This is a genomic window from Olleya sp. Hel_I_94 (assembly GCF_007827365.1).
Taxonomy (GTDB): domain Bacteria; phylum Bacteroidota; class Bacteroidia; order Flavobacteriales; family Flavobacteriaceae; genus Olleya.
The window spans coordinates 2,478,996-2,493,116 of record NZ_VISI01000002.1 but is presented as its reverse complement, the minus strand read 5'-3'; the positions used below and the strand labels follow the sequence as shown (position 1 = coordinate 2,493,116).

At 31.9% G+C, this 14,121-nt stretch carries 18 protein-coding genes; 10 read left to right on the top strand and 8 right to left on the bottom strand.

The features are described from left to right. Positions 1-58: 58 nt before the first annotated feature. Positions 59-1,198, bottom strand: a complete 1,140-nt coding sequence (locus JM82_RS14385; RefSeq protein WP_145005526.1) for a cystathionine gamma-synthase — start codon at positions 1,196-1,198, stop codon at positions 59-61. A 73-nt stretch (positions 1,199-1,271) separates the two neighbouring features. Between JM82_RS14385 and JM82_RS14380 the strand changes: the two genes are divergently transcribed. Next, on the top strand, positions 1,272-2,015 hold the full coding sequence (locus JM82_RS14380) for a PdaC/SigV domain-containing protein (RefSeq protein ID WP_145005523.1): 744 nt from the start codon (positions 1,272-1,274) through the stop codon (positions 2,013-2,015). Here the strand turns inward: JM82_RS14380 and JM82_RS14375 are convergent. Next, the gene (locus JM82_RS14375; RefSeq protein WP_145005520.1) at positions 2,012-2,467 is read right to left on the bottom strand and encodes a DinB family protein; all 456 of its coding nucleotides are present in this window, start codon (positions 2,465-2,467) and stop codon (positions 2,012-2,014) included. The two genes, JM82_RS14380 and JM82_RS14375, sit on opposite strands and share 4 nt — an antisense overlap. A gap of 88 nt (positions 2,468-2,555) precedes the next feature. Between JM82_RS14375 and JM82_RS14370 the strand changes: the two genes are divergently transcribed. From JM82_RS14370 to JM82_RS14360, 3 genes are all read left to right on the top strand, one after another. Further along, complete coding sequence (locus JM82_RS14370) at positions 2,556-3,038, top strand: OsmC family protein (RefSeq protein ID WP_145005517.1); 483 nt, start codon at positions 2,556-2,558, stop codon at positions 3,036-3,038. A gap of 65 nt (positions 3,039-3,103) precedes the next feature. Then, positions 3,104-3,460 (top strand): arsenate reductase family protein, encoded by a 357-nt coding sequence (locus JM82_RS14365; protein ID WP_145005514.1) that lies wholly within the window; start codon positions 3,104-3,106, stop codon positions 3,458-3,460. Next, on the top strand, positions 3,450-4,346 hold the full coding sequence (locus tag JM82_RS14360; RefSeq protein WP_145005511.1) for a DMT family transporter: 897 nt from the start codon (positions 3,450-3,452) through the stop codon (positions 4,344-4,346). Before JM82_RS14365 ends, JM82_RS14360 begins: the two co-directional genes overlap by 11 nt. Here JM82_RS14360 and JM82_RS14355 read toward each other — a convergent pair. Then, positions 4,327-4,806, bottom strand: coding sequence for an acyl-CoA thioesterase (locus JM82_RS14355; RefSeq protein WP_145005508.1), 480 nt, complete (start codon positions 4,804-4,806; stop codon positions 4,327-4,329). The two genes, JM82_RS14360 and JM82_RS14355, sit on opposite strands and share 20 nt — an antisense overlap. 117 nt (positions 4,807-4,923) lie before the next feature. Here JM82_RS14355 and JM82_RS14350 point away from each other — a divergent pair, with 117 nt between their 5' ends. From JM82_RS14350 to JM82_RS16435, 5 genes are all read left to right on the top strand, one after another. Then, positions 4,924-5,784 (top strand): YicC/YloC family endoribonuclease, encoded by an 861-nt coding sequence (locus JM82_RS14350; RefSeq protein ID WP_145005505.1) that lies wholly within the window; start codon positions 4,924-4,926, stop codon positions 5,782-5,784. An 86-nt stretch (positions 5,785-5,870) separates the two neighbouring features. Continuing rightward, positions 5,871-6,458, top strand: a complete 588-nt coding sequence (gene gmk / locus JM82_RS14345) for a guanylate kinase (RefSeq protein WP_145005502.1) — start codon at positions 5,871-5,873, stop codon at positions 6,456-6,458. A 33-nt stretch (positions 6,459-6,491) separates the two neighbouring features. After that, positions 6,492-7,070 (top strand): nicotinate (nicotinamide) nucleotide adenylyltransferase, encoded by a 579-nt coding sequence (nadD, locus tag JM82_RS14340; RefSeq protein WP_145005499.1) that lies wholly within the window; start codon positions 6,492-6,494, stop codon positions 7,068-7,070. Positions 7,071-7,135: 65 nt separating this feature from the next. Continuing rightward, positions 7,136-7,642: a hypothetical protein gene (locus JM82_RS14335; RefSeq protein ID WP_145005496.1), complete on the top strand. Its 507-nt coding sequence runs from the start codon at positions 7,136-7,138 to the stop codon at positions 7,640-7,642. A 254-nt stretch (positions 7,643-7,896) separates the two neighbouring features. Further along, positions 7,897-8,070, top strand: a complete 174-nt coding sequence (locus JM82_RS16435; protein ID WP_186439228.1) for a hypothetical protein — start codon at positions 7,897-7,899, stop codon at positions 8,068-8,070. A 57-nt stretch (positions 8,071-8,127) separates the two neighbouring features. On the opposite strand, the gene lysM is transcribed toward JM82_RS16435, so the two are convergent. Further along, on the bottom strand, positions 8,128-8,622 hold the full coding sequence (gene lysM, locus JM82_RS14330) for a peptidoglycan-binding protein LysM (RefSeq protein ID WP_145005493.1): 495 nt from the start codon (positions 8,620-8,622) through the stop codon (positions 8,128-8,130). 176 nt (positions 8,623-8,798) lie between these two features. Next, positions 8,799-9,749 carry a nicotinic acid mononucleotide adenyltransferase gene (locus JM82_RS14325; protein WP_145005490.1) on the bottom strand — a complete coding sequence of 317 codons (951 nt, stop codon included), beginning with the start codon at positions 9,747-9,749 and terminating at the stop codon, positions 8,799-8,801. A 131-nt stretch (positions 9,750-9,880) separates the two neighbouring features. Here JM82_RS14325 and JM82_RS14320 point away from each other — a divergent pair, with 131 nt between their 5' ends. Next, entirely contained in the window at positions 9,881-10,882 is a 1,002-nt protein-coding gene (locus JM82_RS14320) for an NAD(P)H-dependent glycerol-3-phosphate dehydrogenase (RefSeq protein WP_145005487.1), read from the top strand. Positions 10,883-11,088: 206 nt separating this feature from the next. Here the strand turns inward: JM82_RS14320 and JM82_RS14315 are convergent, their stop codons facing one another. The 3 genes from JM82_RS14315 to JM82_RS14305 form a co-directional block, all read right to left on the bottom strand. Further along, entirely contained in the window at positions 11,089-11,484 is a 396-nt protein-coding gene (locus JM82_RS14315) for a hypothetical protein (RefSeq protein WP_145005483.1), read from the bottom strand. Positions 11,485-11,549: 65 nt separating this feature from the next. Continuing rightward, entirely contained in the window at positions 11,550-11,906 is a 357-nt protein-coding gene (locus tag JM82_RS14310) for a DUF6686 family protein (RefSeq protein ID WP_145005481.1), read from the bottom strand. Between the two features lie 18 nt (positions 11,907-11,924). Further along, positions 11,925-14,117, bottom strand: coding sequence for a PepSY domain-containing protein (locus JM82_RS14305; RefSeq protein ID WP_145005478.1), 2,193 nt, complete (start codon positions 14,115-14,117; stop codon positions 11,925-11,927). Positions 14,118-14,121: the final 4 nt, after the last annotated feature.

The window sequence follows — 14,121 nt, the reverse complement described above, 5'->3', positions numbered from 1 at the left end:
ATATAAAAAAAGGTCAAGTTTTTAACTTGACCTTTTTTTTGTGTTTACAGCCTAGATATCAACCTAAGGCTTGTTGTAAATCATTAATTAAATCTTCAGCATCTTCTATTCCAACACTTAGCCTTATCATACTATCAACAACACCAATTTTTTCGCGTTCTGCTTTTGGTATACTAGCATGCGTCATACTTGCTGGATGTCCACAAAGCGACTCGACACCACCTAGGGATTCGGCTAGTGTAAATACTTTAAGGTTTTCAACAAATTTAATTGCTTGATCATAATTATTTCCTTTAGTAACAAAGCTAACCATACCTCCAAAATCTCTCATTTGTTGTTTGGCAATGGTATGATTTGGATGCGTATCAAATCCTGGCCAATAGACAGTTTCAACTTTAGGATGCGACTTTAAAAATTCGGCTACAGCCTTACCATTTTCACAATGACGCTGCATCCTAACGTGTAATGTTTTTATTCCGCGTAAAGCTAAAAAAGCATCTTGAGGACCACAGATTGCTCCACTAGCATTTTGTATAAAATATAGTTTTTTAGCCAAGTCTTGATCTTTTACTATTAAAGCTCCCATGACCAAATCACTATGTCCACCAAGATATTTAGTTGCAGAATGCATAACAATATCTGCACCAAGATCCAAAGGTTGCTGCAAATAAGGTGTAGCAAACGTATTATCGACTGCCAATAGTACGTTATGCTTTTTGGAAATTTTTGAAGCAGCAGCAATATCGATAATATTTAACATTGGATTAGTTGGTGTTTCTACCCAAATTAATTTAGTGTTTGCATTTATGTACTTTTCTATATTAGCAGCATTATCCATACCAACAAAATGAAATTTAATACCAAAGCCTTCAAAAATTTTGGTAAACAAACGGTAGGTTCCACCATACAAATCGTTAGTAGATATAACTTCGTCTCCAGGTTTTAATAATTTCATAACTGCATCAATAGCTGCCAATCCAGATCCAAATGCTAATCCAAAATCGCCATTTTCCAAACTAGCAAATGCTTTTTCTAAAGCTTGCCTTGTTGGGTTATGACTTCTAGAATACTCAAAACCCTTATGACCTCCAGGTGTTGATTGTGCATATGTTGATGTTTGATATATTGGTGGCATTACTGCACCATAAGCTGGATCAGGTTTTTGACCACCATGTATTGTTTTTGTATTAAATTTCATGAAGAAAACTTTTGTTAACAATAAAAATAGTTTTTAATTCGCTGTATTCAAACTAGAACAATATCTTTAGTCTATGTTTAACACTTTATCCAACTCTAAATCGTTACTTATTACTGTAGTTTACTGCTTAATAATGACAACCTCTTGTCAAAAAGACAAGACTATTACTTTTTCTGAAACCCAAATATCCAAAGAAAAAGAAACCTTTGTAGAAATTGTTTTGCCTAAAGCAAATGGTAAAACCAAGACTGCAAAAAACATAAATGCTACACTTAACAATTTTGCTTGTCAGATATTAAATATAGATAGTGCTAAAAGTAAAAAAGAAACTATTGAAGAAAGCATTGCAGCATTTAACGAGGCTTACACTAATTTTAATAAATCATTTTTATCCGATTTTGACAGTAAATTTCCAAGATGGGAAGCTTTAATTGATGGAGAAGTATCTTACCAAAACGAAGCGTTAGTTTGTATATCCATGAATGGAAGTATCAACACAGGAGCTGCAAGTAGCAACTTAAAGTTTAAGTTTTTTAATTTTGATTTAACCAATGGAAAATCATTAACAACAAAAGAGCTTATTAATGATATTGACGCTTTTAAAGCCATTGTCAAAAAGTATTATGACAAGGAGTTAATGACTACTTACACAAGCATAAACAACGACACTAGCGACTTTAAACTACCAGAAACCATTGGCTTTAATGACAACGGAGTAATTATAATTTATGATAATTTTGACTTAGGTCATGTCAACACACAGTTACTAGAGTTTACCATACCATTTACAGTAGTAGATCAATATATTAACTATTAAATATTTTTTTTAAGCGCTAGGATATAACCCAAGTGGATTCCTTCATGAAAGCTATTAAACACGATAGCATCAGCTGCACTTTTTAAAGTACTTTTTGTAGACACAGTATATTCTTGATAAGATTTAAAGACTCCGTTTTTATAATCTTCCTCAGTTTTTTCAATAGTACTAAATAGTAAATCCTTTATTTCATCAACCTCAGCTTGACTAACCGCTCGTTCTGTTTTTGTTCCTTTTTTGTATGCCTCAACAAGTGCATCACTAACAACCATAGGTAACCCAGAAAACTTATACACTAGCAACTGTTGCGTTACAACAGTATGCGCAATGTTCCAAAAAATATTATTACTATAACCACTAGGCACTTTATTTAATTGCTCAAGTGTAAAAGTCTCTAAAAATTGTTTAAAAATTGCTCTGTTTTTTAGCGTAACATCAAATGTAAAGTCCATAGTTTTAAATTTTTGCACAAGAAAGTAAATAAAAAAAAATAAAACTAATTAGACTTCAATTTTTAACTTTAGTATTTAAACTTAAAACATGAAAACACACAACTATAACACAACCGTTACATGGACAGGAAATCTTGGTCAAGGGACAACTAATTACAAAAGCTATAATCGCAATCATACCATAGCAAACCCTAATAAATCGCAAACTATACTAGCAAGTGCTGACCCTACCTTTTTAGGCGATGACACACGTTATAATCCAGAAGAGTTACTACTATCATCCATCTCATCATGCCACATGCTATGGTACTTACACCTGTGTGCAACCAACAATATAATAGTTACAGATTACATAGACTATGCAGAAGGCATAATGCAAGAAAACAAAGATGGAAGTGGTCAATTTACCAGCGTTACACTACACCCAAAAGTCACAGTTGCAGACGCAAGCATGATTACTAAAGCCAACCAATTACATCATAAAGCCAATACCATGTGCTTTATAGCACGCTCATGTAATTTTCCAATTATACATAACGCTTTCGCGGAAGCTTCGCCTTGCAAGGACTAGTTTTAATAAAAAAATGAAGTAGTTTTTAACAAAAAAAACGACCTTAGCAAAAAATAAAATGTACCATGAAAAAAGTATACTACCTTAAAACCTGCAGTACTTGCTTACGTATTTTAAAAGAGCTTAATCTACCATCAGATTTTGAATTACAAGATATAAAAGCAAACCCTTTAACCGTAAAACAAGTTGAAGATTTAGCAGCATTATCAGGTAGTTACGAAGCCTTATTTAGCAAACGTGCTAAATTATACAAGGAAATGGGACTTAAAGATCAAAACCTAACCGAAAAAGATTACAAACACTACCTACTAGAACACTACACCTTTTTAAGTCGACCAGTTGTAGTTATTGATCAGACTATATTTATTGGTAATTCTAAAAAAACCACAGCATCGACCAAATTAGCACTCAATGAAAACTAGGTATTGGGCTTTATTAGCAGCATTTATGGTCCAAGTACTTTACGGACTAAACTACACCTTTGCTAAAGACGTTATGGTTGGTGGTTTTATAAAACCATTTGGCTTTATTGTACTGCGTGTTGGTGGCGCAGCAATATTATTCTGGCTATTTAGTAGCTTAGGACCAAAAGAAAAAATAGAACGAAAAGATTTTTTAACCCTAATCTATGCAGCCTTTTTTGGAGTGGCAACAAATATGCTTTTATTTTTTAAAGGATTAGCATTAACCACACCAATACACGCTTCTGTAATAATGATAATAAGCCCTATTATCGTATTATTACTATCTTCATTTTACTTAGAAGAAAAAATTACAAAAATCAAAATATTAGGTGTTCTTTTTGGATTTGCAGGCGCAACAATACTTACCGTCTATGGTAAATCCGCAAGTCCAGGAGATAATGTCTTTTTAGGAAATATCATGATATTACTAAATGCTATTTCTTATAGTATATACATTATAATAATTAAAAAACTAACCTATCGCTACCATCCATTTACATTTATAAGATGGTTATTTTTAATTGGCTTTTTTATGGTTTTACCTTTTGGGTTTAATGATATTCTAGCCATAAATACAACGACCTTTACACCATACATATGGTTTTCTGTAGTGTTTGTAATAATAGGTGCAACCTTTGGCACTTACTTACTTAATCCCTTAGCATTAAGACACCTTAGAGCCTCTACTGTCACTGTGTTTATATACTTACAACCATTAATTGCTGGTATATATGCAGTAATAGCAGGTAGTGACGCAGTTACAATAGTTAAACTAACAGCGTCATCTTTAATATTCTTTGGCGTGTATTTGGTAACTAAAAAACCTAAAGTACTAAATCCTTAGGTAAACGTCCATGCTTACGCATGTCTTCTTTAGTCAATATGGCAAAGTCTGCTGTTCTAGGAAATTTATTAGCCATTTCTAATAAGTCTTCAGATAAGCCAGTAAGCTTTCTGGTATGTAAATCTATCCAAGCTCCCGAGATTTCGCAAAACGCTAAATTTTGTCCTTTACTATTGTAAAAATTATGGTCAAATTTAAAAAACATACCATCTTCACTTAATCCTGACACCTCTAAACTAACCGTAATTGGCTGTCCTAAAAACGCTTCTTTAAAATAATGAACATGCTCATGGAACACCACAGGACCAATACCAGCTTTACTTAAAGCCATTAAAGAAAACCCATGATCTTGTAAAAAAGCGGTTCTGGTATGCGACATAAAATTAATGTAAGCCGAGTTTGCTAAATGTCTATTAGCATCAATATCACTCCATCTAATTTCAAAATCTTTTTTATACATAATCGTTAACTTTTGTTATTTCAAAATTACAATAATATATTCTGCATGCATAATAAAATTTGGATTTCTTAGGCGTTAACATTTTACTTACCTTTGTAGCAATTAATTAGTGTTTATATGATATATTCAATGACAGGTTATGGTAAATCTGTATTACAATTACCAACAAAAAAAATAACTATCGAGTTAAAATCGCTTAATAGCAAAAACCTAGATTTAAACGCTAGAATGCCTTCAATTTACAGAGAGAAAGAGCTAGACTTACGTAAACTAATGGCTAAGCAATTAGAACGTGGTAAGGTTGACTTTTCTATATACGTCGAAACCACTGCAGATGACACCTCAACACAAATTAATGCTCCTGTTGTTAAGCAATATATAGAGCAATTAAAAGCAGTTTATAATGATGGTAATGAGATTGAGTTACTTAAAATGGCTGTGCGTTTTCCTGATGCTTTAAATACTGTTAGAGAAGAAATTGATAACACTGAGTGGAAACAAATTGAAGCTGAAATTAATGTCGCTTTAGATAGCTTAAAAGACTACAGACTTAACGAAGGTAAAGTGTTAGAGCAAGACTTTAACGACCGTATTAAAAACATTGCAGATTTATTACAACAAGTTATTGCAATGGATCCAGATCGCGTTGAAGGTGTTAAAGAACGTCTACGTAAAGGGGTTGAAGAGCTTAAAGAAAAATATGACGAAAACCGTTTTGAACAAGAACTGGTGTACTACATTGAAAAATTTGATATTACTGAAGAAAAAGTACGTCTAGACAACCACTTAAATTACTTTATAGAAAGTATAAACAGTGTAGACTCTAACGGAAAAAAACTAGGTTTTATCGCTCAAGAAATTGGTAGAGAAATCAATACCATTGGATCAAAAAGTAATTACGCACCTATGCAGCAATTAGTTGTGCAAATGAAGGACGAATTAGAAAAAATTAAAGAACAATTACTTAATGTTCTTTAACAGATAAAAAGCACAAAAAATAACCACACTAACCACCATTACACAAGTTGTAATAGTAGTGTCCAACATTAAAAATTATTAGCACATTGACTAAAAACACTAAAAAACAAGGTAAACTAATCGTATTTTCAGCACCTTCGGGATCCGGAAAAACAACCATTGTTAGACATTTACTAAAGCAAGACCATTTAAATTTAGCCTTTTCAATATCTGCAACCTCTAGAGAAAAACGTGGTACGGAAGAGCATGCCAAGGATTACTATTTTTTATCTGCTAAAGATTTTAAACAACACATAAAGGACGACGATTTTTTAGAGTGGGAAGAGGTATACAGAGACAACTTTTATGGCACTTTAAAAACCGAAGTCGAGCGCATTTGGGCTTTAGGCAAAAATGTGATTTTTGATATAGATGTGTCTGGTGGCTTACGTATAAAACGTAAATTTCCGGAACAAACCATCGCTATTTTTGTAAAGCCACCAAGTATTGACGAGCTTAAAATACGTTTAAAAAAACGTAAGACAGAAAGTGACGACAAAATTAATATGCGCATTAGTAAAGCCAGTGCAGAGCTAGCTACAGCACCTTTATTTGATGTTATTATAGAAAATGATAATCTTGAAAAAGCGCTAACCGAAGCAGAGCATTTAGTTAGTGATTTTATAAATAAATAATTACAACACGTTTATACTAGTGTTGATAACGCAATGAAAATAGGCTTATACTTTGGATCTTTTAATCCAATACATATTGGACATTTAATAATTGCTAACCAATTGGTGGAAAATAGCGACTTAGACCAAATCTGGTTTGTGGTAACACCACATAATCCATTTAAGAAAAAAAGCACGCTGTTAGATAACCATCATCGTTTAGAAATGGTATATCTAGCGACTAAAGACTATGATACACTTAAAGAAAGTGATATCGAGTTTAACTTACCACAACCCAATTACACTGTTAATACATTAGCCTATTTAACAGAGAAATATCCTGAAAAAGAATTCTCGCTAATTATGGGAGAAGACAATTTAAAAAGCTTCCATAAATGGAAAAACTATCAGGTTATTTTAGACCATCACAACATTTATGTCTATCCTAGAATAAGTGATGGTAAAGTAGAAACCCAATTTGATAACCACCCAAAAATACACCATATTGAGGCTCCAATAATGGAGATATCGTCTACTTTAATACGAAACAGTATTAAAGCTGGTAAAAACATAAAACCGTTATTGCCAGAACATGTTTGGTCTTATTTAGATGAAATGAATTTTTATAGGTAGGATTAAACCTTCAGATTAGTTTCTAAAATTTTTACTAAATTGGATGTAGTAACAATCAACAGTATATGTACAAAGAATTTTTCAAGAATTTAGCCGAAAAAGAAAATGGACAATTTTATTTTACAGATGAAAACATATCCATTGGTATGGGAGTCCGCAGTCCTAACGTTATTTATAAAATAACCTTTACCTATAAAGACAATCTTTTTACCATAATAAATCAGACAGGAACCAATTATATTACAACTATACGCTGTCAACTAAATGATACACTTCATCCAATACCTTTTACTGTAAATACCACATCTCATTTAAAAAATCTGTTTTTACAAAAAAAAAGCAGACTAAATGTTACAACAGAACATTCAAATCTAAAGTACTTCTTAAGTAAAAACAACGCATTAAACATACTAAGTGAAATTGCTAATAAAGAAAAATTTGATCCAAATATAACTTGTCAATATGATAATGTTTGGAGCATTGAAACTAACTATCATCTAGAATTTGATAATTGGACTGATCCAATAGAACCAATTATAGAATTATATAAAAACCTAATTAATCATTTTTAAAAAAGAATGGTATATGAATTCAAATACTCTAAACTTAAAAAACATGTAAACATTAAAACAGTTTATACTTTATTATATCATATCATTTATTGCTACTCTTTTTGGTTATGGTTTTTTTGGTTTAGTTAATAATCATCTATTAAGAGGTGACTACAAATTTAATTATATCCCTATTCTAGTTGTGTTATTTATAATAATGCCATTTTTTATATATTTTAAAACAGAAAAAAAATAAGATAAAGCTTGACACAACCTTGAAATACATTTTTACAATAGGCTTAATTTACGTGATTTACACTATCACAGTTAACATCAAACAAAACTTAAAATCAAACAACAAAGTTGTTTGGTTAAATATAGTTGGATTACTAATTATGCTAGCCTATTTTACTAGACATGTTATTAATATTATAAATGACGTTGAGTAAAAAACAAAAAAAACACCGACTATTAAGCTAGCGTTTTTTACATAAAATATAATGCGTTTAGTCCAAAGCAGGTATGCGTAATACTTGTCCAACATAAATTTTATCTGGATCTGTAAGCATTGGTTTATTGGCTTCAAAAATTTCTGGATATTTCATAGCGTCACCATAGTAATGCTTCGCTATTTTACCTAAAGTATCTCCACTTACTACAGCATGAAACTGTGCTTCTGGCGCCTCAACTTCTGCTACAGCTACTGTCATTTGGTCGTCTACAGTTGCAATACCATCACTATTACCTACTAATAATACTACTTTTTCTTTGGTTGCCTGATCTGCTGCTACTCCAGTAATGGTTGCTGCATCATCATCTATAAAGATACTTAAACCCTCTACTTGTAAGTCTAGATCACTTGCTGTTTCTTCTAATTTTCTAGCAGCTAATGTTTCCATTTTAACCTCTGCTGCTTCGGCTGCTGCAGCTTCTTCTTTATCAGTTTTTCCTATTCCAAAAACTTTAGCTCCTGCATTTTTAATAAATGAAAATAATCCCATAATTATGATTGTTGTTTAGTGTTATTTAATATTTATAAAGTTAAAAAATTAGTTGTCTAACTGCAACTTATGTTAACAACTCTTATGCCAAGTCTTTGTTAAAGTATACAATAAAAAACCGCTTAAAGACTTGCTCTAAGCGGTTTTTAAACTAACTAAATGACTAATTCAATATATTATGCTCTAGAGTTTTCTCTAGGATTATCTTGTTTTTTGGTGTGTTGTACACGTTTTTTAAGACCAGAAGTTTTAGCTCTATTAAGTTCTGTACCAACCTTTAAATATTGGATATATCCTCTACCAGTAAACTCGTAAACGGTTCCAGAACTTGGATGGAATAACTCTATACGTTGATCATTGATAATACTTAACTCAAACTGCTCATTATCAAAATAATCATAATCTAATACTAATGACTTTAAGTACATGTTTCCGCTAAAGTTTCCTACGTTATAAAATCCTGAGTAATCCCAATATAAATTGTTTGGATTAATTCCGTTTGGATCCTGACTACTTCTAAACGTGTTATCGTTTCCGCCTGATAAAAATTGCAAATAATTTTCGTTATCAAACTCATTTAAAGCACCATAATTGCTTGTGTATGTTTTTTCCCAAGCTTCATATTCTTGTAAAAAGTATTGTAAGTTGTCGTAAAACACATAATCAAAATCAAAAGTGCTACGTTGGTAACCATGTAAAAAGTACGAGGTGTCTGTAAACGGGTTGTACAACTCTATGGTATTATTATCTATTTGATACACATCAAAGCTATCATAACCATCAATATCATGGTCTACGTCTAATATCATGTTGTAAGCATTATAATTTCCAATTGGGATACCAAAACCGTTACCTTGACTACCAATACCAACTAAATTATTATTAGCGTACAGCGTACCGTTTCTAAAAGAAATGGTGAATGCTATCTGTAAAAAAGGAGACTCGCCATAACCTATAGTTTCATCCACTGCAACGTACCATAACTCGTGCGAATTTAGCACTTGGTTAATACTAACTGGTACTAGCTCATTATAACCATTATAGTCGTCTACAATAACCTCGCTATAACAAGAGGTAAATAATATTGCTATTAAAGCAAAACCTGAAAGTAGTTTTATTGTCTTCATAATGTGTCGTTTTAAGGATTGATAATAGACTAATTTCAAAAGGCGTGCCAAAAATGATAATGGTTTGTTAATTAGATAAAATTAAAGAAGTAAAATTTTATGTATTTTTGATATAGAATTTAATCCCTTATATGAGTCAACAATTAAAATACGCTGTTTTTGGATCCGGAAGTTGGGCTACTGCAATTGTAAAAATGCTGTGCGAAAACCTGGAAGAAGTAGGATGGTACATGCGTAGCGTTTATACAAAAGAACACTTATTAAAAGAACAACATAATCCTAGCTACTTAAGTTCTGTCGAGTTCCATTTAGAACAACTTAAATTAAGTAACGACATTGACGAAATGGCTGAATATGCAGATGTACTAATTTTTGTAGTACCATCCGCTTTTATACATTCCGAGTTACAAAAACTTACCGTAGATATTACCAACAAAACCGTAGTCTCTGCAGTAAAAGGTATTATTCCAGAAACCGGAAAACTATTAGGCGAGCATTTTCATGATAACTATAACATACCCTTTGAAAACATAGGTGTCATTGCAGGACCTTGTCACGCAGAAGAAGTCGCTTTAGAGCGTTTATCTTACCTAACCATATCCTGTGCAGACCAGAAAAAAGCGCAAGCCATAGCAGACGTTTTATCCAGTGACTATATTAAAACTAAAACAAGTGACGATGTTATTGGTACAGAATACGCAGTAATGCTAAAAAACATATACGCAATTGCAGCAGGTATAGCACACGGTTTAGGTTATGGAGACAACTTCCAAAGTGTATTAATGAGCAACGCAATACGCGAAATGAAACGCTTTATCAAGAAAATGCACAAAATGAAACGTAACATAAACAACTCGGCTTACTTAGGCGATTTATTAGTAACAGGCTACTCCACATTTTCTAGAAACCGCATGTTTGGAAACATGATTGGTAAAGGCTACACCGTAAAATCTGCACAAATGGAAATGAGTATGGTCGCAGAAGGTTACTATGCCACAAAAAGTGCCCATTTACTTAACGAGAAAAACAAAAAGAAAACACGCTTACCCATTGTAGATGCAGTATACGCTGTATTATACGAAGGTAAGGACGCTAAAAAAGTGTTTCAAAAACTAACCGATAAATTAGATTAAAAAAAGTCCCTTTGCGCTAAACAAAGGGACTTTTTAATTTCAATCATTTTTATTTTGGGCGTTACCCAAGGGTCGCGCTTTACGTTACAATCTTTTTAATCGTGCCTCATAAAAAGGATTTACACTGCAATCGCTAACGCAAGTATTAGCCAAGCTAAAGACTAATCATAATTTGTTTTAAACCGTATTATGTAATCTTTATAATATTACTTAACCAAAACACCACGTGCTTCCATTAAAGGTATTGGTTGTAAAGCCTTTAAATTAATTGTGTTTTTTCTAAAAGTATACGTTTTGTCAAACATAGTATTACCTTCAAAAAAGGTAACCTTAAATTGATTGTTTAATGCAAATAAATCTTCTTGCATCAACTCGATTTTAGCATAGCTTTTTTTAGGTAGCTTGTCTAGTTTTTTTCTAAAAATAGAAGTCATTTTATCCTCCGAGAAACCACTAGTTACAATCAATACCGTGTCTAAATCAACCGCTTTATCATTTATAATATAAGCGTTCCAGTCTTGTGTTTTGTATATGTCATTATACTCATTAACAATAGCAACATATACGTTTTCAACAACTGGTATTTGGATATCCTTTTTCATGACTTAATTGACTCTAAAATAGTATTAAGCTGCAAATTTAAGATAATAATAAATTTTAAGCTATTCTAGTTAACAATATAAGTGTAATCTATATCGTCTACATTAAGTAAAGTATCAAAAACAGCCTTGTTTTTTTGGCTAACCAGTACTTTAAGCTCTTTAATTTCTTGCCTATCAAACATTAACACTAAATTGTCTTGTAAAGTTGGGATTGGTATTTTACGCTTAACATTTGCACAAGCATATTTATGTTCCCAATAATCTGCTTCAACATATAAAATGTAGGCTTTAAATTGCTCAAATTGTTCTGGCGTAAACTCAAAATAAATATTATTAAACTCAAAATGAAACTGCTTGCATCCTTTACAGTAGTTTAATTCACCTTGTGAGGTTTTTGAAATAGCTTCTATATTAGTGCACATAATTTTAAGTTTTACAAGTTAATAACAGTCCGTTTTTATCACCTGATTATCTATATAAAAGCTAATAGGCAGTTGTAATTTAGTTGTGGTAATATGGTTTAAGACTTCCAAGACATTGTTTTGCATTGCTACAGAGCCACAAATCATGATGATGCCATCATCCTCTAAAACCTGTGTTATAATTGCTGCATTTTTTGCCACAATATCTTGCACATAATTTTTCACTTCTTGTTCTTGAGAAAAAGCGACATTAAAACTGCTTAGCGTATTATGTTGTAATCCACTATCTATATATTTTTGATATAAACTTAAAGATTGCTTGGTACGTCCACCCCAAAATAAATGCTTTTCAATTTGTGGATTCGTGTTAATCATTCCTAAAAAAGGACCAATTCCTGTTCCGTTTGCAATTAACACGACACGTTTAGCATTTACAGGAAGATTAAAAGTAGGATTAGGTTTTATTATGGCATTAACCACGTCCTCTTTTTGTAATGTATTAAAGTAAGTAGAACACACACCAAACTCGTGTTTTTTGACACTTATAACAATTTGATTGTCCATTTTACCTATCGAGTAAAGCCTTTCTATTCCATCTTGTTTTGGGTACACAGCTAACAAATCACCAGATATAAAATTAATTTTCTTGGTAGGTTTTAGCTGTAATACAAACGTATTGTCCACATTTAATAACGTTTTATTTATGACTTTAAATGTTTGTTGCTTTTTAGTTTTTATTGTTGGATTATCTAGTACTAGACTAACATTTGTACCAACTACTGTATTCCATTGTTGTAACCAATCTTTAAAAGTAGATTGCGATTGGTTATGGATTTTTTGCAATTGCAGATTAGGTGTAAAATTGGGATGTAATTGCAAACTAGCATCCACCATTTGGGCATATTTACAATATGCTTTATACTTTAATGAACCAAAACCAACAACTGCATAATTTATAGTTTGCTCTTGTGGCACACTTTTTAATAGCGTAATAAAATTTTTAGCGTTAATAGGTGCTTCACCTTCGCCATATGTGGAAGTAAATACAACAAGTTGCTTGGCGTTTTTATACGTCGTATAGCTATTTAAATCTGATATGTAAACCGTTATACCATTAGCTATTACTCCCTTATAAAACGCTGTAGCTAAAGCATAAGACTGTCCTGTTTCTGAGCCTACCAGGATAATAACCTCAGCTTTATCCTTAGTAAATTTATTTTTAGGCAATGCTTTGTTTTTTCTTCTTTCAATGGTCATTTTAAATCCAGAATAGATAAAAAATAAAATATTAAGACAGGCAATCAATAATATTATAGACCAAAGGATACTACCTTTACCTGTATGCCATGTTAGACTTAGGTTGGATAAAAATGTAACCATAGGATAGTCTACCTGACTTAAAACTTGCCCAGAATATTGATGGACCAAGACTTCTTTATCTTTTAACTTTAAGATGTAGTAGTCTTCTTCATCTTCGGAAAAAGGGAACTCTAAATTGACAACTTCAGTTAATCGTGTGGTATTAAAAATATTTATATCAGGCTGCTTTTCAGCGAAAGCTGTAGTTTGAAAATCAACAGTGTGTTTTTGTTTTTTTTCTGAAATTAAATCAAATTTAAGCAGTGACAAATACACACCAGTTAACGTGATAATTATAATAGGAATTAAGGATAATCGTCCTAAAACCACATGCCAATATTGGGAAAAATTCTCGTTAACCACTTTTGCGAAAATGCGCTTAATTCCGCTTTGACGTTTAACAATTAAAATAGAACCTGTAATTGCTATCAAGAATAGTAAAAACGAGCCTAAACCCACAAAAAAGCGTCCTATTCCTTTTAAAAATAACGAACGATGAAAATTTGTAGTAAATTTAAAAAAGGCTGAAATCTCTGGCTTTTCACCTAAAAAAGCAGCGGTTTTTGGATTAAAATAACCATTTAACGAAGTCCCATCTGCGGTAATTACAGAAGCAGACACAAACTGATTTGCATCTACTTCTATATTAATAATTTCGGGATATTTATCCTTAAACGTTGTTATCGTTTGGTCTACATCCAACTGATTTACACTTTCTATTTTAAAGGGTTGCATCTGCTCTGATATTGGCTGAAAAGCAAGTATAATACCAGTTATTGTTGCTAGAAATACAAATACAAATGAGGTTATAGCTAGTGTAAGGTGACTATATCTCCAAATAGAAAGGGTCATAAAT

What these genes read in the sequence shown, in the direction of transcription:
- JM82_RS14385 (WP_145005526.1), bottom strand. Translation starts at nt 1,198, where the DNA reads ATGAAATTTAATACAAAAACAATACATGGTGGTCAAAAACCTGATCCA.
- JM82_RS14380 (WP_145005523.1), top strand. Translation starts at nt 1,272, where the DNA reads ATGTTTAACACTTTATCCAACTCTAAATCGTTACTTATTACTGTAGTT.
- JM82_RS14375 (WP_145005520.1), bottom strand. Translation starts at nt 2,467, where the DNA reads ATGGACTTTACATTTGATGTTACGCTAAAAAACAGAGCAATTTTTAAA.
- JM82_RS14370 (WP_145005517.1), top strand. Translation starts at nt 2,556, where the DNA reads ATGAAAACACACAACTATAACACAACCGTTACATGGACAGGAAATCTT.
- JM82_RS14365 (WP_145005514.1), top strand. Translation starts at nt 3,104, where the DNA reads ATGAAAAAAGTATACTACCTTAAAACCTGCAGTACTTGCTTACGTATT.
- JM82_RS14360 (WP_145005511.1), top strand. Translation starts at nt 3,450, where the DNA reads ATGAAAACTAGGTATTGGGCTTTATTAGCAGCATTTATGGTCCAAGTA.
- JM82_RS14355 (WP_145005508.1), bottom strand. Translation starts at nt 4,806, where the DNA reads ATGTATAAAAAAGATTTTGAAATTAGATGGAGTGATATTGATGCTAAT.
- JM82_RS14350 (WP_145005505.1), top strand. Translation starts at nt 4,924, where the DNA reads ATGATATATTCAATGACAGGTTATGGTAAATCTGTATTACAATTACCA.
- nadD (WP_145005499.1), top strand. Translation starts at nt 6,492, where the DNA reads ATGAAAATAGGCTTATACTTTGGATCTTTTAATCCAATACATATTGGA.
- JM82_RS14335 (WP_145005496.1), top strand. Translation starts at nt 7,136, where the DNA reads ATGTACAAAGAATTTTTCAAGAATTTAGCCGAAAAAGAAAATGGACAA.
- lysM (WP_145005493.1), bottom strand. Translation starts at nt 8,622, where the DNA reads ATGGGATTATTTTCATTTATTAAAAATGCAGGAGCTAAAGTTTTTGGA.
- JM82_RS14325 (WP_145005490.1), bottom strand. Translation starts at nt 9,749, where the DNA reads ATGAAGACAATAAAACTACTTTCAGGTTTTGCTTTAATAGCAATATTA.
- JM82_RS14320 (WP_145005487.1), top strand. Translation starts at nt 9,881, where the DNA reads ATGAGTCAACAATTAAAATACGCTGTTTTTGGATCCGGAAGTTGGGCT.
- JM82_RS14315 (WP_145005483.1), bottom strand. Translation starts at nt 11,484, where the DNA reads ATGAAAAAGGATATCCAAATACCAGTTGTTGAAAACGTATATGTTGCT.
- JM82_RS14310 (WP_145005481.1), bottom strand. Translation starts at nt 11,906, where the DNA reads ATGTGCACTAATATAGAAGCTATTTCAAAAACCTCACAAGGTGAATTA.
- JM82_RS14305 (WP_145005478.1), bottom strand. Translation starts at nt 14,117, where the DNA reads ATGACCCTTTCTATTTGGAGATATAGTCACCTTACACTAGCTATAACC.